The organism is Sulfitobacter sp. 1A13421 (assembly GCF_043557285.1).
In the GTDB taxonomy this organism is placed as follows: Bacteria; Pseudomonadota; Alphaproteobacteria; order Rhodobacterales; family Rhodobacteraceae; genus Sulfitobacter; species Sulfitobacter faviae.
Map to the genome: position 1 here is coordinate 179,304 of NZ_JBIFFQ010000005.1, position 18,908 is coordinate 198,211.

The 18,908-nt window shown below is 64.1% G+C and carries 20 protein-coding genes; 14 read left to right on the top strand and 6 right to left on the bottom strand.

Features of this window, described 5'->3' with window-relative positions:
* The first annotated feature begins 19 nt into the window (after positions 1-19).
* Complete coding sequence (locus ACGYLI_RS11700) at positions 20-835, top strand: ion transporter (RefSeq protein WP_394419298.1); 816 nt, start codon at positions 20-22, stop codon at positions 833-835.
* A 22-nt stretch (positions 836-857) separates the two neighbouring features.
* Here ACGYLI_RS11700 and ACGYLI_RS11705 read toward each other — a convergent pair whose 3' ends face one another.
* Positions 858-1,307, bottom strand: coding sequence for a DUF302 domain-containing protein (locus tag ACGYLI_RS11705; protein ID WP_394419299.1), 450 nt, complete (start codon positions 1,305-1,307; stop codon positions 858-860).
* 151 nt (positions 1,308-1,458) lie between these two features.
* Between ACGYLI_RS11705 and ACGYLI_RS11710 the strand changes: the two genes are divergently transcribed.
* The 3 genes from ACGYLI_RS11710 to der all read left to right on the top strand — a co-directional run bounded on the left by ACGYLI_RS11710 (position 1,459) and on the right by der (position 5,155).
* Positions 1,459-2,163: a hypothetical protein gene (locus ACGYLI_RS11710; RefSeq protein WP_394419300.1), complete on the top strand. Its 705-nt coding sequence runs from the start codon at positions 1,459-1,461 to the stop codon at positions 2,161-2,163.
* A 67-nt stretch (positions 2,164-2,230) separates the two neighbouring features.
* Positions 2,231-3,613: a PQQ-binding-like beta-propeller repeat protein gene (locus ACGYLI_RS11715; protein ID WP_394419301.1), complete on the top strand. Its 1,383-nt coding sequence runs from the start codon at positions 2,231-2,233 to the stop codon at positions 3,611-3,613.
* Between the two features lie 60 nt (positions 3,614-3,673).
* Positions 3,674-5,155, top strand: coding sequence for a ribosome biogenesis GTPase Der (gene der / locus ACGYLI_RS11720; protein WP_067266411.1), 1,482 nt, complete (start codon positions 3,674-3,676; stop codon positions 5,153-5,155).
* Between the two features lie 6 nt (positions 5,156-5,161).
* Here the strand turns inward: der and ACGYLI_RS11725 are convergent, their stop codons facing one another.
* Both ACGYLI_RS11725 and serS read right to left on the bottom strand, forming a co-directional pair.
* Positions 5,162-5,878 carry a hypothetical protein gene (locus tag ACGYLI_RS11725; protein WP_394419302.1) on the bottom strand — a complete coding sequence of 239 codons (717 nt, stop codon included), beginning with the start codon at positions 5,876-5,878 and terminating at the stop codon, positions 5,162-5,164.
* 197 nt (positions 5,879-6,075) lie between these two features.
* Positions 6,076-7,368, bottom strand: coding sequence for a serine--tRNA ligase (gene serS, locus ACGYLI_RS11730; RefSeq protein WP_394419303.1), 1,293 nt, complete (start codon positions 7,366-7,368; stop codon positions 6,076-6,078).
* A gap of 217 nt (positions 7,369-7,585) precedes the next feature.
* Here serS and yajC point away from each other — a divergent pair, with 217 nt between their 5' ends.
* Genes yajC through ACGYLI_RS11780 form a run of 10 tightly spaced genes read left to right on the top strand, consistent with a single transcriptional unit; the run spans position 7,586 to position 14,397 of the window.
* The gene (gene yajC, locus ACGYLI_RS11735) at positions 7,586-7,864 is read left to right on the top strand and encodes a preprotein translocase subunit YajC (protein ID WP_067627241.1); all 279 of its coding nucleotides are present in this window, start codon (positions 7,586-7,588) and stop codon (positions 7,862-7,864) included.
* A gap of 35 nt (positions 7,865-7,899) precedes the next feature.
* Entirely contained in the window at positions 7,900-9,549 is a 1,650-nt protein-coding gene (gene secD, locus ACGYLI_RS11740) for a protein translocase subunit SecD (protein ID WP_394419304.1), read from the top strand.
* A gap of 1 nt (position 9,550) precedes the next feature.
* Complete coding sequence (gene secF / locus ACGYLI_RS11745; protein WP_394419305.1) at positions 9,551-10,519, top strand: protein translocase subunit SecF; 969 nt, start codon at positions 9,551-9,553, stop codon at positions 10,517-10,519.
* Positions 10,512-11,267: a sulfite exporter TauE/SafE family protein gene (locus tag ACGYLI_RS11750; RefSeq protein ID WP_394419306.1), complete on the top strand. Its 756-nt coding sequence runs from the start codon at positions 10,512-10,514 to the stop codon at positions 11,265-11,267. The genes secF and ACGYLI_RS11750 overlap by 8 nt, the downstream gene beginning before the upstream one ends.
* A gap of 18 nt (positions 11,268-11,285) precedes the next feature.
* The gene (locus ACGYLI_RS11755; protein WP_067266397.1) at positions 11,286-11,639 is read left to right on the top strand and encodes an Mth938-like domain-containing protein; all 354 of its coding nucleotides are present in this window, start codon (positions 11,286-11,288) and stop codon (positions 11,637-11,639) included.
* 19 nt (positions 11,640-11,658) lie between these two features.
* Positions 11,659-12,270 (top strand): heme ABC exporter ATP-binding protein CcmA, encoded by a 612-nt coding sequence (gene ccmA / locus ACGYLI_RS11760; protein WP_394419307.1) that lies wholly within the window; start codon positions 11,659-11,661, stop codon positions 12,268-12,270.
* Positions 12,267-12,923 (top strand): heme exporter protein CcmB, encoded by a 657-nt coding sequence (gene ccmB / locus ACGYLI_RS11765; protein WP_394419308.1) that lies wholly within the window; start codon positions 12,267-12,269, stop codon positions 12,921-12,923. Before ccmA ends, ccmB begins: the two co-directional genes overlap by 4 nt.
* 52 nt (positions 12,924-12,975) lie before the next feature.
* Positions 12,976-13,710: a heme ABC transporter permease CcmC gene (gene ccmC / locus ACGYLI_RS11770; protein ID WP_067266389.1), complete on the top strand. Its 735-nt coding sequence runs from the start codon at positions 12,976-12,978 to the stop codon at positions 13,708-13,710.
* Positions 13,710-13,865 (top strand): heme exporter protein CcmD, encoded by a 156-nt coding sequence (gene ccmD, locus ACGYLI_RS11775; RefSeq protein ID WP_394419309.1) that lies wholly within the window; start codon positions 13,710-13,712, stop codon positions 13,863-13,865. The genes ccmC and ccmD overlap by 1 nt, the downstream gene beginning before the upstream one ends.
* A 13-nt stretch (positions 13,866-13,878) precedes the next feature.
* On the top strand, positions 13,879-14,397 hold the full coding sequence (locus ACGYLI_RS11780; protein ID WP_394419342.1) for a DsbE family thiol:disulfide interchange protein: 519 nt from the start codon (positions 13,879-13,881) through the stop codon (positions 14,395-14,397).
* Here the strand turns inward: ACGYLI_RS11780 and ACGYLI_RS11785 are convergent.
* The 3 genes from ACGYLI_RS11785 to acnA all read right to left on the bottom strand — a co-directional run bounded on the left by ACGYLI_RS11785 (position 14,387) and on the right by acnA (position 18,771).
* Positions 14,387-14,977: an NAD(P)H-dependent oxidoreductase gene (locus ACGYLI_RS11785; RefSeq protein WP_394419310.1), complete on the bottom strand. Its 591-nt coding sequence runs from the start codon at positions 14,975-14,977 to the stop codon at positions 14,387-14,389. The two genes, ACGYLI_RS11780 and ACGYLI_RS11785, sit on opposite strands and share 11 nt — an antisense overlap.
* 63 nt (positions 14,978-15,040) lie before the next feature.
* The gene (locus tag ACGYLI_RS11790) at positions 15,041-15,853 is read right to left on the bottom strand and encodes a hypothetical protein (protein WP_394419311.1); all 813 of its coding nucleotides are present in this window, start codon (positions 15,851-15,853) and stop codon (positions 15,041-15,043) included.
* Positions 15,854-15,996: 143 nt separating this feature from the next.
* A complete protein-coding gene (gene acnA / locus ACGYLI_RS11795; protein ID WP_394419312.1) occupies positions 15,997-18,771 on the bottom strand; it encodes an aconitate hydratase AcnA in 2,775 nt (924 codons plus the stop codon).
* Positions 18,772-18,908 lie beyond the last annotated feature (137 nt).

An 18,908-nucleotide genomic window follows, 5' to 3' on the forward strand; every position in this document is an offset into this window, starting at 1 on the left:
GCGCATGATATCTACCGCCATGACCGATCTTTCGACCCCCTCGCAGACCTCGCTGCGCGCCCGCGCCGCCCGGCTGGCCGACCGCCCTTCGTTCCAGAATTTCATTCTGGGCGTGATTCTCTTTAACGCCGTGATCTTGGGGCTTGAGACCTCGGACGAGGTGATGGGGCAGGTCGGGCCGCTGATCCTGCTGCTGGACCGTATCTGTCTCGCCATTTTCGTCATCGAAATTGCGATCAAGCTTTTCGGGCGCGGGCTTGATTTCTTCAAACGCGGGTGGAGCATCTTTGACTTCGTCATCGTCGCCATCTCGCTGATCCCGGCGACACAGGGGCTCAGCGTTTTGCGCGCCCTGCGAATCCTGCGGCTCTTGCGCGTCGTCTCGGTCGCGCCCTCGCTGCGCCGCGTGGTCGAGGGGTTGGTCAACGCGCTGCCCGGGATGGGCTCGGTCTTTTTGCTGATGGGGGTGATCTTCTACATCGCCTCCGTCATGGCCACCAAACTCTTTGGCGCGGATTTCCCGCAGTGGTTCGGCACGCTGGGCCAGTCGGGCTATTCGCTGTTTCAGATCATGACGCTCGAGTCGTGGTCCATGGGCATCGTGCGCCCGGTGATGGAGGTCTATCCCTATGCTTGGATGTTCTTCGTGCCCTTCATCATGGTCACCACCTTCGCGGTGGTGAACCTGTTGGTCGGCCTGATCGTGAACTCGATGCAAGACGCGCATCATGAGGAAAGCAACGAGCAGACCAACACCTACCGCGATGAGGTCATGTCGCGGTTGACCGATCTGGAAAACCTGATCAAGGCGCAGAACACCCCGCCCAAACCCTAAGAGGCCGGGCGGGGAGAGGGCGTTATTCCTCGCCGATCGCCTTGGCGGTGAGATTGTCCAGCGCCTTGGTCATCTTGGTGAGATATTCCGCCTCTTCGGGCAGGCCGTGGGCGGTGACCAGCGTTTCAGGCGCGGCATAGGTCACATGCACGGCCCCCTCGCCATCGGCGTAGACCAGCACCCGCATCGGCAGGTCCAGCCCGGCGGTCTGGGCATCCTGCATCGCGGGGGTGCCGAGCTTTGGGTTGCCAAAGATCAAAAGCTGCGTCGGGCGCAATTCCATCTCGGCCTTTTCGGCCCCGGCGGCATGATCGACCCGGGCAAAGACCTCGGCCCCCGCCGCCTCGACCGCGCTTTCCAGTCGGTCCATCGTCGTCGGCACATCATGGGGTGAGACTTTGGCCACCAAATCCTGCGCCAAAGCGGGCATGGCCGCCATCACAATACCTGCTGCCAGTGCAATCGCTTTCATCATCGTCTCCTTTCGCTGCATTCTGCCCCTGACCTAGCGTGACGCGCCCCCGGGCCAAGCACTCGGCGAAAAGGCGCTGCGGTTCGCTGGGTCTTGGCTTGGCTGGCCACGCGCGGTAAGAGGGTCAAAATCAGGCCGGGGGCAGGGCGCGATGAGCGATACCGACAGTTTTATTGACGAAGTGAACGAAGAGGTCCGCCGCGACCGGCTATACGGCTACCTGCGCCGCTATGGTTGGATCGCCGTGCTGGCCGTGGTGGCCATCGTCGGTGGCGCCGCGTGGAACGAATACAGCAAAGCACAGGAGCGGGCCGAGGCCGAAGCTCTGGGGGATGCGATGCTCGCCGCGCTCGAAGCGGATGCCAGCAATGCCCGCGCCGAAGCGCTCGCTCCGATCGAGGCGGATGGCCCCGGTGCCCGCGCCGTGCTTAACTTCATGCGCGCCGATGCGCTGGCCGAAGCGGGTGAGACCGATGCCGCTGTGGAGCAGCTTGATGCCGTGGCGCTCGACGGTGATCTCGCGCCGATCTACCGGGCCTTGGCGCAGTTCAAGATCGTGACCCTTCAGGGCCAATCGGTGCCCGTGGCCGAGCGGCGTCAGGCGCTCGAAGCGCTGGCCCAGCCCGGCGCCCCGCTGCGCCTGTTGGCAGAAGAGCAACTGGCCCTGATCGACATCCAAGAGGGTGAGACCGACAAGGCCGTGGCGCGCTACCAATCCATTCTCTCCGATGCGGAAACCACCCCGGACTTGCAACAACGCGCCCTTCAGGTGATTGTGGCCTTGGGTGAAGAACCGGGTGATGAGAGCGCCGCCGCAGAGGCCGCGCTGGAGATCCCCGAAGCAACGGGTGACTGACACATATCCACCCGCCAAAAATGGCGGGGGCGTGAAGGTTGAGGAAAGACAGAAAGTGAGCAGGTCCATGACGAAGCATCGCGAAACCGAACCCGGGCAAGCGGGTCTGCGGGGTCTGGGCGTGGCGGGGGCCATCGGTGCCGCGCTGCTGCTAGCGGCCTGCGCGGACGAGCAGACCTATCTGCCGGGCAAACGCGAAGACGTGCGCGCGGTGCTGCAAAACCCCGGCGTGCAAGACCCTGCCTTCGACGCCGCCACTGGCCCCGTGCCAGAGAATACCAGCCGCGCCATCGCTCTGGGCGGCACGGTGAACAACGCCAACTGGAGCCATAGCATCGGCAGCGCCGCGACCCGCATCAGCCATCCCGCGTTGCGCACGGCCTTCCAGCCGGTCTGGAGCGCTGATATCGGCGCGGGCGACAGCCGCAAACAACGTATCACCGCCGATCCGGTGGTGGCGGGCGGGCGTGTCTTCACGCTCGACGCCGGCGCGCAGGTCACTGCGACCTCTACCTCAGGCCAAACGCTCTGGACCCGTGATCTCACCCCCGCATCCGACCGCGAAGGCCAAGCCACCGGCGGCGGGCTCGCCGTGGACGGCGAAACGCTCTATGTCTCCGTGGGTTTTGGCGTTCTGGCCGCGCTCGACGTGACGACGGGCGGCGTGCGCTGGGACCAAGACCTTGACGCCACCGGTTCGGGCACGCCGACCGTCTCGGGCGATCTGGTCTATCTCACGGCGGGCGACGATACCGGCTGGGCGCTCGACAAAACCAATGGCCGCATCCAGTGGCAGACCGGCGCTGTGACCAGCCTCAGCAACGTGCTGGGCGCGCCTGCGCCTGCCGTCACCAGCGATCTGGCGATCTTCGCCTTCGGCTCGGGCGAGGTGCAGGGGCTGTTCCGACAAGGCGGGCTTGAGCGGTGGTCGACCTCTGTTCTGGGCAAACGTCCGGGCCGCGCGCTGAGCTTTGTGGGCGATGTGACAAGTGCGCCTGTGGTCTCGAACGGGACCGTCTATGTGGGCAATCACTCAGGCCGTCTGGCCGCGCTGGATGTCAACAGCGGCGACCGTAAGTGGGTCGCGCGCGACGGGGCGATCGGACCGGTCTGGCCTGCGGGCGATTCTGTCTTTGCGGTGACTGACCTGAACGAACTCGTACGGCTCGACGCCAGCACGGGCCGCCGCATCTGGGGCACGCCGCTGCCGAATTTCGTCAAGGACAAGCCCAAGAAGCAATCCGAAGTGGTGGCCCATTACGGCCCGATCATCGCCGGGGGGCGCGTGATCGTGGCTTCCAACGACGGGGTGCTGCGCAGCTTTGACCCCGTGAGCGGGGGGCTGACCGGCACCACCCAAATCCCCGGCGGGGCGACAACCGCCCCGGTCGTGGCGGGCGGCACGCTTTATGTCGTCTCCACCAAGGGGCAATTGCACGCTTTCCGTTAGGCCGCAAATAGGCTAAGGCGCGTGTCTGAACTGGCCCAACCGGGGCCCGGAGCCTGAATTATGTCCTTTACCCTTGCCATCGTGGGCCGTCCCAATGTCGGGAAATCCACGCTGTTCAACCGCCTTGTCGGCAAACGCCTTGCGCTGGTCGATGACCAGCCCGGCGTGACCCGCGACCTGCGCGAAGGCGCGGCCAAATTAGCCGACCTGCGCTTCACCGTGATCGACACCGCGGGGCTGGAAGAGGTCACCGACGACAGCCTGCAAGGCCGGATGCGCCGCCTGACCGAACGTGCGGTGGACATGGCCGATGTCTGCCTCTTCATGATCGACGCCCGCGTGGGCGTAACCCCCTCCGACATGGTCTTTGCCGAAATCCTCCGCAAGAAATCCGCCCATGTGATTCTCGCGGGCAACAAGGGGGAGGGCAAGGCCGCCGACGCCGGGATGATTGAGGCCTATTCGCTGGGGCTGGGCGAGCCCATTCGCATGTCCGCCGAACATGGCGAGGGGCTGACCGATCTTTACACCGCCCTGATGCCGCTGGCGGATGAATATGCTGAACGTGCCACCCAAGACGCGCCCGAGACGGATGTGGACCTGCCTGAGGATGACGCCGATCTCGAAGCCGAATCCCTGCCGATGCCGACCCGCGCCAAGCCCTTGCAGGTCGCCGTGGTGGGCCGCCCCAATGCGGGCAAGTCGACGCTGATCAACCAGATTCTGGGTGAGGACCGTCTGCTGACCGGGCCAGAGGCCGGGATCACCCGCGATGCGATCTCGCTGACCACCGAATGGGCCGGGCCGGATGGTGAGCCTGTGCCGATGCGCATTTTCGACACCGCCGGGATGCGCAAGAAGGCCAAGGTGCAGGAGAAGCTGGAAAAACTCAGCGTTAGCGACGGTCTGCGCGCGGTGAAATTCGCCGAGGTCGTGGTGCTTTTGCTCGACGCCGAAATCCCGTTCGAGCAGCAAGACCTGCGCATCGCCGATCTGGCCGAGCGTGAGGGCCGTGCCGTGGTCGTCGCCGTCAACAAATGGGACATCGAAGAGAACCGGCAGGAGAAACTGCGCGATCTCAAGGAAAGCTTCGAGCGGCTCTTGCCGCAGTTGCGCGGTGCGCCGCTGATCACCGTGTCCGCCAAGACGGGCAGGGGCCTCGACCGCCTGCAAGCCGCGATCATGCGCGCCTATGAGGTCTGGAACCGCCGGGTGACCACCGCGCAGCTCAACCGCTGGCTCTCGGGCATGATGGAGGCGCATCCGCCTCCCGCGCCGCAGGGCAAGCGCATCAAGCTGCGCTATATGACCCAAGCCAAGACCCGCCCGCCGGGCTTCGTGGTGATGTGCAGCCACCCTGACAAGGTGCCGGACAGCTACACGCGCTATCTGGTCAACGGGTTGCGGTTGGATTTCGACATGCCCGGCACGCCGATCCGTCTGTGGATGCGCGGCCAGTCCGACGCCAACCCCTATAAGAACCGCAAGAAAGCGGCACCGTCGAAGCTGCGCAAGCACACCGACGGTCGCCGCAAGGACTAAGCGCGCTCAGCCGCGCCGAAACGCCCTGACGGTGGGCAGCGCCACGATGACGCTGCCCCCGAGCGCCAGATAGGCGACCAAGGGCGTCTCGCCCCAATTGGTCACGACCACGCCCACCAGCCCCCAGATCACCGCGATGCCATAGGTCGGTGTCCGCCCCAGAGCGGTCTGGACGATGGTGCCGATTGCAATCGCCAGTCCGACAAAGACCACCGCTGCTGTCTGCTCTTCCAGATAGCCGTATCCCGCCGCCAGCAGCGCCAGCGACACGCAGGAAGCGGCAGAGAGCCAGCCTGCGTAGAGCCCCACCGGCGCGGCGGCCCAGAGCGGGTCTTCGACCGGGGCGAGGAACAGGGCGATGAGGGCGGTGATCAGCATGATCCAGATCAGTATCGCGGCCCAGACCGGGCTCATGGTCGCCACGGCGAGCCATGTGGTCCCCACGGCGAGCGACAGGCAGAGCGGCACGCGCATGTCATGCCACTGCCCGTCCCGCGGCGCGCGCAACAGGCCATAGCCAAGGCCCGCGATCAGCCACAGGTAAATCACCCCCCAGATGGAAAAGGCATAGCCCGCAGGCTGCGCGGGCGGGTTGTCCTGCGGAATGGGGAATTGGTTCGGATCAAAGCCCGAAAAGCTGGGAACGAAAAAGGGTGAGATCGCGAAGGCGATGCTGAGCAGCAGGGCAAGCACGGCGATCAGGGTGCGGGAGGATTTGGGCAAGGTCGGCCTCGCGGGATTAGCTGTTGCGGTACAGCTAATCCTAGAGCGCCCGCGCCCCACGGCAACCAAGGGCCAGCGCCTACCCGGTCGCACCAAAGCTGCGCCCCACAAAATCTGGCACGCCCCCCGGCGGGGCGGGGCGGGCAGGCGATGGCCCGACCCCTGCGGGGCGGATCGGGCCGAGCGGTGGCTGACCCTTAGGCGAGCACACCTTCCGCCGTGAGGGTCGTCTTGCCCCCCAGATAGGGCGCAAGCGCCTCGGGCAGTTTCACCGAGCCATCCGCCTGCTGGCCATTTTCCAGCACCGCGATCAGGCAACGCCCAACCGCCAGCCCCGAGCCATTCAGCGTATGCACGAACTGCGGCTTGCCGCCGCCCTCGGGTTTGAACCGCGCGTTCATGCGCCGCGCCTGAAAATCGCCGGTGGTCGAGACCGAGGAGATCTCGCGGTAGCAATCCTGCCCCGGCACCCAAGCCTCAATGTCATAGGTCCGCCGCGCGCCGAACCCCATGTCGCCGGTGCAGAGGATCACCGTCCGGTAGGGCACGCCGAGTTTTTCGAGAATGCCCTCGGCGCAGCCGACCATGCGCTGCTGTTCGGCGTCGCTCTCATCCGGGTGGGTGATCGAGACCATCTCGACCTTCTCGAACTGGTGCTGGCGCAGCATACCGGCGGTGTCGCGGCCCGCGCTTCCGGCCTCGGAGCGGAAGCAGAGCGTATGGGCGGTGAGACGGATCGGCAGGGCGCTTTGCTCCAGCGTGTCGCCGCCCACCGAATAGGTCAGCGGCACTTCGGAGGTCGGCACCAGCCACCAGCCATCCGTGGTCTGATAGCTGTCCTCGCCGAATTTCGGCAGTTTGTCGGTGCCATACATCGCCTCGTCGCGCACCAGCACGGGGGAGTTTACCTCCGTCAGCCCGTTTTCATCCACATGAGTGTCGATCATGAATTGCGCCAGCGCGCGGTGCACCCGCGCCACGGCACCTTTCAGCATGACGAAACGCGCGCCCGAAGTCTTGGCCGCGGTCTCGAAATCCATGCCGGGTTTGACGCCTTTAATCTCGTAATGCTCGACCGGTTTGAAGTCGAAGGCGGGCTTCTCGCCCCAGTTCTTCACCTCGACATTGTCGTTCTCATCATCGCCTTGGGGCACGTCATCGGCGGGGTTGTTGGGGATGCGGGCGAGCATGTCGGTCAGCTTCGCGTCCAACTCCTGCGCCTCGGCGTTCATCGCGGCGACTTCGGCCTTTTTGTCGCTGATCAGCGCGCGCAGGCGCTCGAACTCGGCCTCGTCGCCCCGACCCTTGGCGGCACCGACTTCCTTGCTGGCCTTGTTCTGCTCGGCCTTGGCAGTCTCGGCGGCGGCAATCTTGGCGCGGCGCGCGGCATCGAGGGACAGCACCTCCTGCGACATCGCAGCTTCGCCCCGGCGGGCGAGAGCGGCGTCAAAAGCCTCGGGATTGTCGCGGATGGCGCGGATGTCGTGCATGGGTTTGTCCTCAAGATCGGGTGAGTCGGTTTTGCCGCCTTATGCCTGAATGTGCGGCGCGGGGGTAGGGGCCGCAACCATGCGGCGATTGGCCCCGCGCGGGCGGGCAGGCGGGATCGGCTTTCCACCTTGCACCCCGCTGTCACCGCGCATAGGTTCTGGCCAAATTCTCAAGGCCCATTTTGTGGCCCAATACCCATCGAAAAGGACGACCCCCATGGAAGGCATCCAGCAATTCGTGCCGCTGATCCTGATCTTCGCGATCATGTATTTTCTGCTCATCCGCCCGCAGCAGAAGAAGGCGAAGGAACATCAGGCCATGGTGGCCGGTCTGCGCCGGGGCGATCAGGTCGTGACCCAAGGCGGCATCATCGGCAAGGTCTCCAAGGTCAAAGACGACGGTGAGCTTGAGGTGGAAATCGCCGAGGGCGTGAAAATTCGCGTGGTGCAGGCCACCATCGCCACCGTGGTCTCCAAGACCGAACCGGCGAAGTAAACCCTACCCCGAGGCCGCAACCCAAAGGCGGAACTATGCTACAGATTGATCTGTGGAAGCGGATTGTCATTGTCCTGACCTGTTTGGCAGGGCTTTGGCTGGCGCTTCCCAATGCCTTTTACGCTCCTGTCGAAAAGCACAATGACGCCGTTGCGGCCATCGAGGTTCAGGGCAGTACGCCCGAACTGGAAGCGCAGCGCGCGCTTTGGCCCGAGTGGATGCCCTCGGGGCTGGTGAACCTTGGCCTCGATTTGCGCGGCGGTGCGCATCTGCTGGCCGAAGTGCAATTGGCCGATGTCTATGCCTCGCGCATGGAGGCCCAATGGCCCGAGGTCCGCGACGCCCTGCGCAGCCTGACACCGGTGCGCCGCCAAGAAGCGCCAGCGGGGGAGTTGCGGGTCCGTCTGAACGATCCGTCGAAAATGGCCGAGGCGCTGCAGATCACCCGTGATCTGGCCCGGCCCGTCACCACCGTGACCGGCGCAGGCGGCAGCGACATCGACGTAAGCGGGGCCGATGGCATCATCACCATCACCCTGTCGGATGCCGAAAAACAGGCGACCGACGAACGCACCATGCAGCAGAGCCTCGAAATCGTGCGCCGCCGCATTGACGAAGTCGGCACCCGTGAGCCGACGATCCAGCGTCAGGGCGCGGACCGCATTCTGATCCAGGTGCCCGGCATCGGTTCGGCGGCCGAGTTGAAAGCCATCATCGGCACCACGGCGCAGCTGACCTTCAACCCGGTGGTCAACCGCGGCTCGAACGAAAACGACAACCCCGGCATCGGCAACGCGATCCTGCCTGCCGCCGACGAAGAGGGAGTCTTCTACACGATTGAGACCGCCCCCGTCGTCACCGGCGAACAACTAGTCGACGCACAGCCGAGCTTTGATCAGAACGGCGCGCCTGCCGTGTCTTTCCGTTTTGATACCTCCGGCGCACGCAAGTTCGGCGATTACACGGCTGAGAACATCGGTTCTCCCTTCGCCATCGTGCTTGACGATGAGGTCATCAGCGCGCCCACCATTCAAAGCCATATTCCCGGCGGGTCGGGCATCATCACCGGACGCTTCTCGGTCGAGGAAAGCACCAACCTCGCCGTGCTGCTGCGCGCAGGTGCACTGCCTGCGGGTCTGAGCTTTGTCGAAGAGCGCACCATCGGGCCGGAACTGGGCCAAGACAGCATCGACGCGGGCAAGATCGCGACTGTGGTCGCCTTTGTCGCCGTGCTGTTCTTCATGTGGGCGTCCTACGGGCTGTTCGGCTTCTTCGCCAATATCGCGCTTATCATCAATGTCGGGCTGATCTTTGGCCTGTTGAGCCTGATCGGTGCCACGCTGACGTTGCCGGGCATCGCCGGGATCGTGCTGACGGTCGGCATGGCGGTCGACGCCAACGTGCTGATTTTCGAGCGTATCCGCGAAGAGCAGCGCAACGCCAAGGGTGCCGCGCGGGCGATCTCACTGGGGTATGAGCGTGCGCTCAGCGCCATTCTGGATGCCAATATCACCACATTCATCGTGGCGGTCATCCTCTTCGCTCTCGGCTCCGGTCCGGTGCGCGGCTTTGCCGTCACGCTGGGGCTGGGCATCGTCACATCGGTCTTCACCGCCTTCTTCGTCACCCGTTTGCTGGTGGTGATCTGGTTTGAACGCCGCCGTCCCAAGACAATCGAGGTTTGACATGCGACTGAAGCTGGTACCCGACAACACGAACTTCGATTTCTTCGGCTATGCCAAGATCACCTTCGGCGCCTCCGTGGTGTTGATGGTCCTGTCCCTGATCGCTTGGGGCGTGATGGGGCTGAACTTTGGCATCGACTTCCGCGGCGGCACCACGCTGCGGACCGAAAGCACCCAAGCCGTCGACGTGGGCGAATACCGCGATGCGCTCGCGCCGCTTGAATTGGGCGACGTCACGATTTCCGAGGTCTTCGATCCCGGTTTCGGTGCCGACCGCCATGTGGCGATGATCCGCGTGCAGGCTCAAGAGGGGCAGCAGGCGGCGACCACAAACACAATCGAAACCATCGAAGCGGCGCTGCAAAGCGTCGCCCCCGATATCAAGTTCACCTCCGTCGAATCCGTGGGGCCGAAGGTCTCGGGCGAGCTGATCCAGACCGCCTTCCTTGCCGTGGGCGGGGCGCTGGCGGCGATCTTGATCTACATCTGGTTGCGGTTCGAATGGCAGTTCTCGGTCGGCGCGGTTGTGGCCCTGTTCCACGACGTGGTTTTAACCATCGGTTTGTTCTCGCTCCTCCAGATCCGTTTCGATCTGCCGGTCGTGGCGGCGATCCTGACCATCATCGGCTATTCGATCAACGACACCGTGGTGATCTTTGACCGCCTGCGGGAGAACCTGCGCAAATACAAAAAGCGGCCCCTGCGCGACGTGATGAACCTCAGTGTGAACGAGACGCTGAGCCGTACGCTGATGACCTCGGGCACCACGCTGCTGGCACTGATCGCGCTGCTGATCTTGGGCGGCGACGTGATCCGGGCCTTCGTCTTTGCCATCACTTGGGGCGTGATCGTCGGCACCTATTCCTCGGTCTATGTGGCCAAGAACGTGGTGCTTTACCTTGGCGTGAAGCGCGACTGGTCCAAGCCTGACGCGGGCGCGGGCACGCAATTCGCCAATATTGATGCCTGACCTGCTGGCGCAGGCCATCGCCACCCCCGGGGTGGCATGGCTTGCGCTGGCCGTGATCGTGGCGGGGTTGGTGCGCGGCTTTGCCGGGTTCGGCTCCGCCATGATCATCATGCCCGTGGCGGCCTCTGTGCTTTCTCCGGTCGAAGCGATTCTGTTTCTCACCGCTGCCGAATTGATCGGCCCCCTGCCAAACCTCCCCGATGCCCTGCGCGAAGGCGCGCCCCGCGAAGTGGGGCGGCTGCTCCTCGGCGTGCTGATCGGGATGCCACTGGGGCTCTGGGGGCTGTCGCTGATCTCACCCGAAGGGTTCGGCTGGATCGTCTCGGGCGTGGTACTGGGGCTTCTGACGCTGCTGCTCGCGGGCTGGCGCTATCACGGGCCGCTTGGCGCGAAGCTGGTGACGGCCACCGGCGCTCTGGGTGGCTTTATGACCGGTTTCGCGGGCATCGCCGGGCCGCCGGTGATCCTGCTTTATATGGCGAGCCGCAGGCCCGCTGCGGTGATCCGGGCGAATTTCCTGCTCTATCTTCTGGGGCTCGACCTGATGCTCTTTGCCATGCTGGCGGCGACGGGGCAGGTGGTCTGGCCGGTGCTGTGGCTGGGCCTGCTGGCCGGGGTGCCCAATGTCATCGCCAATATCATCGGGGCGCGGCTATTTGACCCAAAGCGAGAGCGGCTTTTTCGCGCGGTGGCCTATATCGTCATCGCTGCATCGGCTATCCTCGGCATGCCGCTGTGGAATATCTGAGCCTGTGAGGGACGCGACATGCGATTGAATGAGATCACCTATACCGACGCCAAACCGATCGACGGCTACGGCCCCGGCTTTTTTCGCATCGATGGAGAGGTTGTCGAGGGCGCGCAGGTGATCGGCCCTGAGGGCATCACCGGCTGGGGCGGTCTGGCCGATCCCGCGCCGGTGCTGGCGCTGGCGGGCAAGGTGGATGTCGTCTTTCTCGGCACCGGGTCGGAGGTGGCGCATATCCCCGATGACCTGCGTGAGACCTTGGAAGAGGCCGGGCTGGGGGTCGAGGTCATGTCCTCTCCCGCCGCCTGCCGCACCTACAACATTCTGCTGAGCGAGGGGCGGCGCATCGCGCTGGCCCTCTTGCCGGTCTAAGGGCGGAGCGGCGCGGCCAGTGCAAGTCAGTAACCTTAGCGTCGCACGCGGCGGGGTGCCCGTGCTCTCGGGCCTATCCTTCGCGCTGGCGGCGGGGGAGGCCTTGGTGCTGCGCGGCCCGAACGGGGCCGGGAAGACGACGCTGCTGCGCTGTATCGCGGGGCTGCAAGCGCCGCTCACGGGGCAGATCGAGGGGGCGGAGGACCGTGTCGCCTATGCCGCCCACGCAGATGGGCTGAAATCCATGCTGACCGTACGCGAGAACCTGAGCTTCTGGGCGCAAGTCTTTGGCAATACAGATATATCCGCAGCGCTCGATGGCTATGCGCTGCGCCCATTGGCTGACCGTCTGGCCGCAACGCTTTCTGCCGGACAAAAGCGCCGTTTGGGCTTGGCGCGGCTCTTGGTTACGGGGCGGCCGACTTGGGTTTTGGATGAGCCCACGGTCTCGCTCGATGCAGATGCAGTGGCGCTATTCGGCGATGTGCTGCGCGGGCATCTGGCGGCGGGCGGATCGGCCCTGATGGCCACGCATATCGATCTGGGGGTGGAGGCGCGGGTGCTCGATATCAGCGCCTACCGCGCGGCCCCCGATGCCGATATCGGCGTCAGCGATGCGGCGTTTCTATGAAGGCGTTGCTGCTACGAGACCTGCGTTTGGCGTTGCGGGCGGGCGGGGGCTTCGGCCTTGGCTTGGCGTTCTTCTTGATCGTGACGATGCTGGTGCCCTTCAGCGTCGGGCCAGAGGCTACGCTGCTGCGCGCGATTGCGCCCGGTATTCTCTGGCTTGGGGCGCTGCTTGCCTGCCTTTTGTCGCTCGACCGGCTGCTGGCGCTCGACCTCGAAGATGGCTCACTGGAACTGCTGTTGACCGCTCCGCTGCCGTTGGAGGGGGCGCTGGCGATCAAGGCTTTTGCGCATTGGCTGACCACGGGGCTGCCGCTGGTGCTGGCGGCGCCCTTTTTGGGCGTGATGCTGCAACTCGCGGCCCCGGGGCATCTGTGGCTGCTGGCCTCGCTGGCGCTTGGCACGCCCGCGCTGTCGGTGATCGGCATGTTCGGTGCGGCGCTGACGGTGGGGATCAAACGCGGCGGGCTGCTGCTGTCGCTGCTGGTGCTGCCGCTCTATATCCCGACGCTTATTTTCGGGGCCGAGGTCGCGCGGCGCGGGGCGGCGGGGCTGGACACCGCCACGCCACTTTTGATGCTCGCGGGGCTGACGCTGGCCGTGGTGGCCTTGATGCCATTTGCCGCAGCGGCTGTCTTACGGATGGGGTTGCGATGACCCCGAGAAATCGTGCATTGAGCACCACCCAACCGCGCGATAGGTAGTCTGTATGTCCCTTTGGCAATACGCAAACCCGGTCAAATTCCTCGCACTTTCGCAGCGCGTGCAACCCGCGCTTTGGGTGCTGGCGGCGGCTTTCGTGAGCGTTGGCCTGCTTTGGGGGTTCTTCGGCACCCCCGATGACGCGCGCCAAGGCAGCACGGTCAAGATCATCTACCTGCATGTGCCCGCCGCCCTGATGGCGATCAATGCGTGGTTCATGATGCTGGTGGCCTCGCTCATCTGGCTGATCCGCCGTCACCACGTCAGCGCATTGGCGGCCAAGGCCGCGGCCCCCGTGGGGCTGGTGATGACGCTGATTGCGCTGGTCACGGGGGCGATCTGGGGCCAGCCGATGTGGGGCACATGGTGGGCGTGGGATCCGCGGCTTACGTCCTTCCTGATCCTGTTTCTCTTCTATCTGGGTTATATCGCGCTGTGGCAGGCGGTCGAAGACCCGGACACCGCCGCCGATCTGACCTCGGTTCTCTGCCTGGTCGGCTCCGTCTTCGCGGTGCTGTCACGCTATGCGGTGCAGTTCTGGAACCAAGGGTTGCACCAAGGCACCTCGATCCCCGTGGCCACGGGCAACCGCAGCGTGGCGGATGTTTTCTTTTACCCGCTGGTCCTGGCAATGCTGGGCTTTGGCCTGCTGTTTCTGGCGCTGGTGGTTTACCGCACGGGCACCGAGATTCGCCTGCGCCGTACGGCGGCGCTCAGGGCGCGGATGAATAGGGGGGCGTGATGCCAGAGCTTGGAAAATACGCGGGCGAGGTGCTCTCGGCCTATGCCGTATCTCTGCTGCTTCTGGCAGCGCTGATCGGCTTGACCCTCTGGCGCGGTCGCGCAGCGCGCCGGGCTTTGGAAGAGACAGAGCAGGAGGCCGGACGCCGTGGCTAAACTCTCGCCCATGATGATCGCGCCGCCGGTGATCTTTGCCGCCTTCGTGGCACTGGCCGCCGTTGGCATGTACCGCGACGACCCCGAGGGGCTGCCCTCAACGCTGGTGGGACAGCAGGCGCCTGCCATGCCCGAAGCCACGCTGCCCGGCTATCCGCACGCCACGGATGACATGCTGCGCGCAGGGCAAGTGAGCTTGGTGAACTTCTGGGCCAGCTGGTGCCCGCCCTGCCGTGCCGAACACCCCAAACTGCTTGAGATGCAGGCCGAGGGGATGAACATCATCGGCATCAATTTCAAGGATACCGAGAAGAACGCGACCGCCTATCTCGAAGACGAAGAAAGCCCCTTTGGCGGGGTCGGTTTCGACCCGCAGGGGCGTGTGGCAATCGACTGGGGCGTGACCGCCCCGCCGGAGACTTTCATCGTCGACGGGGACGGCACGGTGTTGTTCCGCTTTGCCGGGCCGCTGGTGGGCAGCGATTACGAACAGCGGTTCCTCCCGGCGCTGCGGGATGCAATCACCCGCTGATCTTGGTAGCGAAGTCGACCAGACGTTTCGCCTGATAGGCGACGGATTTCTTGCCGGTGTCGCTCAGCGGGCCGGGCTCGCAGGAGTATCCGTAGGGGTTGCCGCCATCTTCGAATTTCACGCCATCGGCATAGCCCGGCGGCACGATGATCGCGCCCCAGTGCATGGCGGTGACATAGATCGACTGAAGCGTCGTCTCCTGCCCGCCGTGCGGGTTCTGCGCCGAAGTAGTCGCCGTGATCGCCTTATTGGCGAGCGCCCCTGACTGCCAGAGCGGCCCCAGCGTGTCGATAAAAGCGCGGAATTGGCTGGCGGCGACGCCAAAGCGGGTGGGGGCCGAGATGAAATAGCCATCGGCCCATTCCATGTCCTCGGGTTTGGCCTCGGGGATGTCTTGCATCTTGTCCAGCTGCGCGCGCCACGCGTCTTGGCCATCGACGACGGCCTGCGGGGCGGTCTCGGCGCAGCGGCGCAGGCGGACCTCGGCGCCTGCCTCTTCGGCGGCGCGCGCGGCTTCTTCTGCAATGGCTTGGTTGGTCCCATAGGTGGAATAGAACAGAACGGTGATTTTCGGGCTCATGGTTTCTCCTTTCACGAGGTGCTTCGGGATCAACGGGAGTTCCCGGTCTTCTGTTCCTCGGGGTCAGAGGGAATAGGGCCGCGCCCATTCGCGCAGGCGGTCGATAAACTGGGCGTTGGTCAGTTGGTCCAAGCGGCCCTCGGGCGCGGTGAAACCGGGCAGCGGCTCAAGCGCGATGCGCAGGCGGCGCATCTGTTCGGGGTAGGGGGCGACCCGCTCGGCCAGTTCCACCATTCCTGCGGGCACCCGGCGGGCGGGATGTTCAGCGCTGTAGTAAAGCGCGAATTGCATCGCGTTGAGGTTCGACACCAGATCGGCGAGGGCGGGCAGGATGATTGTATTCATTTCGTCACTGTCCGCCGCGAACATCGACGCCTTGCTCAAAAGCCCCCGCGCTTGCGCGACGGTGGTGGTGGTCGACAGCACGAAGCTGACCGAGAGGGTGAGGATCACCATCCCATTGACCCCGACAAGCACCGACATCACCATCCAGAAGGGGCTTTGCGTTTGCAGCGGCCCGCCGCCGAGGGTCGAAAGCAGATGGCCGACAAAGGCGGAGTCGCGCACAAAACCCGCAGGCTGCGTGCTGTCAGACATCACCACCGCGTAGTGGCTGAGTTGAAACACCAAGGTCCATCCGAGAGAGACGAGCAGGATCCACGTCGCCGCGATGGCCGTCATCACCACCGGACCTGAGAGGCGATGGCGCGTGTCCCCCTTTGGCATGATCTTGGAAAAGAGGAAGAAGGCCGCCCGCGCGACCCGTTCCGACAGGGGGGCCACAGGGGCCGCACCAATGGCGGTATAAAGAAAATCCAGCAGGACGATAACAAGGATCACCGCGCCCAAAGCGCCAAGCGCGTAACCTGTTACCATTGCTGTGCCTTCCTCGAACGCGATCGTCTTAGGAAGGCAACCCTTGATGCGCGGGCAGGTTCCCGCTCAAGGCCCTGAGGCAACGAAAAAGGAGCGGCCCACGGGGGCCGCTCCTTGAATTGTTTCGCAGTGGCGTTTGGCGCTTAGGCCGATTTCGCCAGATTGCGCAGCACGTAGTGCAGCACGCCGCCGTGCTCAATGTATTCGATCTCAATCGCGGTATCGATGCGGCACTTCAGAGTAATCTCTTTGGTGCTGCCGTCCGCCATGGTGATCTCGCAGGGCACTTCCTGAAGCGGCTTGATGGTGTCGAGCCCTTTGATCGAGACGCTTTCCTCACCGGTCAGACCCAGCGATTTGCGGGTGTCGCCGCCGGTGAACTCAAACGGGATGACGCCCATGCCGACGAGGTTGGAGCGGTGGATACGCTCAAAGCTCTCGGCGATCACGGCCTTCACACCCAGCAGAGCGGTGCCCTTAGCCGCCCAGTCACGCGAGGAGCCCGCGCCATACTGCTCACCACCGAAGATCACCAGCGGGGTGCCATTCTCCTGATGCGCCATGGCGGCATCGAAGATCGAGGTCTGCTCGCCATCGGGGCCCTTGGTGTAGCCGCCCTCGACGCCGTCCAGCATCTCGTTCTTGATGCGGATGTTGGCGAAAGTGCCGCGCATCATGACCTCGTGGTTGCCGCGACGGGAACCGTAGGAGTTGAACTCCCGGACCGGCACCTGACGTTCGATCAGGTACTGACCCGCGGGCGTGGTTTCCTTGAAGGAACCAGCCGGCGAGATGTGGTCGGTGGTGATCATGTCACCCAGCACCGCCAGCACTTTCGCGCCTTCGATGTTCGAGATCGTGCCCGGCTCGGGCGACATGCCTTGGAAGTAAGGCGGGTTCTGAACATAGGTCGACTGCGGCGGCCAGTCGTAGGTCTTGCTGTCGGTGGTCTCGACCGCCTGCCACTTTTCGTCGCCCTTGAAGACATCGGCGTATTTCTCTTGGAAGGCTTCGCGCGTCACGGTCTGTTCGACCAGTTCGGCGACTTCCTGCGTCGAGGGCCAGATGTCTTTCAGGTAGACGTCATTGCCGTTCTTGTCCTGACCCAGCGGGCTGTTCGTCAGGTCGTGGTTCATGTCACCCACTAGCGCATAGGCCACCACGAGGGGCGGGGAGGCGAGGTAGTTGGCGCGCACGTCGGGGCTGATACGGCCCTCGAAGTTGCGGTTGCCCGAGAGCACGGAGGTGCCGATCAGGTCATAATCGTTGATCGCCTTGCTGATCGGCGCTTCCAGCGGGCCGGAGTTGCCGATGCAGGTGGTGCAGCCGTAGCCCACGAGGTTGAAGCCGATGGCGTCCAGATCGTCTTGCAGGCCCGCGGCCTCAAGGTAATGCGACACAACCTGCGAGCCCGGTGCCAGCGATGTCTTGACCCAAGGCTTGCGGGTCAGACCCAGTTCACGCGCTTTGCGTGCCACGAGGCCCGCGCCGATCATCACATAGGGGTTCGACGTGTTGGTGCAGGAGGTGATCGAGGCGATCACGATGGAGCCGTCGTGCAGCTGGTAATGGCCGTCGTCGGTCATCACATAGCCGCGGTTGTGGTGGCCCTCGTCACCGGGGATTTCCTGCGGCTCGGGCTGGCCGCCTTCGCCTTCCCAACGGATTTCAGAGTTCGCGGAGGTGTCTTTGCCTTCGCGGATGCCCTTTACATACTCGGCAAAAGCGGTGTGCGCCTTGTCGAGCGCGATGTAATCCTGCGGACGCTTGGGGCCCGAGATCGCGGGCACGATAGTGCCCATGTCGAGGCTCAGCGTATCGGTGTAGACCGGCGCGTAATCCGCATCGCGCCACATGCCGTTTTCCTGCGCATAGGCTTTGACCAGCGCCACGCGATCCTTGTCGCGGCCTGTGTTGGTCAGATAGCGCAGGGTCTCGTCGTCGATCGGGAAGAAGCCACAGGTGGCGCCGTATTCGGGTGCCATGTTGGCAATGGTCGCACGGTCCGCCAGCGGCAGGTGATCAAGACCTTCGCCGTAGAATTCCACGAACTTACCAACTACGCCTTTCTCGCGCAGCATTTCGACCACTTTCAGCACGAGGTCGGTGCCGGTGGTGCCTTCCATCATGCGGCCTGTCAGCTCGAAACCGATAACCTCGGGGATCAGCATGGAGATTGGCTGACCCAGCATCGCGGCTTCGGCCTCGATCCCGCCAACGCCCCAGCCCAGAACGGCAGCGCCGTTGACCATGGTGGTGTGGCTGTCGGTGCCGACGAGCGTATCGGGGTAGGCCACTTCTTCGCCGTTTTGGTCCTTGTCGGTCCAGACGGTTTGGCTCAGATACTCAAGGTTTACCTGGTGGCAGATGCCGGTGCCGGGGGGCACAACGCGGAAGTTGTTAAACGCTTTTTGGCCCCACTTGAGGAAGGTATAACGCTCGATGTTACGCTCATACTCGCGGTCCACATTCATCTGGAAGGCGCGCGGGTTGCCAAACTCGTCGATCATGACGGAGTGGTCGATGACGAGGTCGACGGGGTTGAGCGGGTTAATCTTGTCGGCGTCGCCACCAAGCGCCACCAGACCGTCGCGCATCGCGGCAAGGTCGACCACTGCCGGCACGCCGGTGAAGTCCTGCATCAGCACGCGGGCCGGGCGGTAGGCGATCTCACGCGGGTTCTTGCCGCCCTTGGTCGCCCATTCGGCGAAAGCCTTGATGTCGTCTTGGGTGACGGTCTTGCCGTCTTCAAAACGCAGCATGTTTTCCAGAACGACTTTCAGCGCCGCTGGCAGTTTCGAGAAGTCACCCAGACCAGCCGCTTCGGCGGCGGGGATGGAGTAATAGGCGACGTTCTGGCTGCCAACGGAGAGGGTTTTCCGTGTCTTGGCACTGTCGTGACCGACTTGGATTGTCATGGCGGGCTCCCTTCGGGGTCTGATGGGTGGCTAGATTGCCGTCTCAATGCCACTACGGGCGCGGCGGTTCAACTGTTATCAGGCGGTTTCGCGCGATTTTGTATACCATTGTGTACCGACTTTAAAGGGGGCATCAT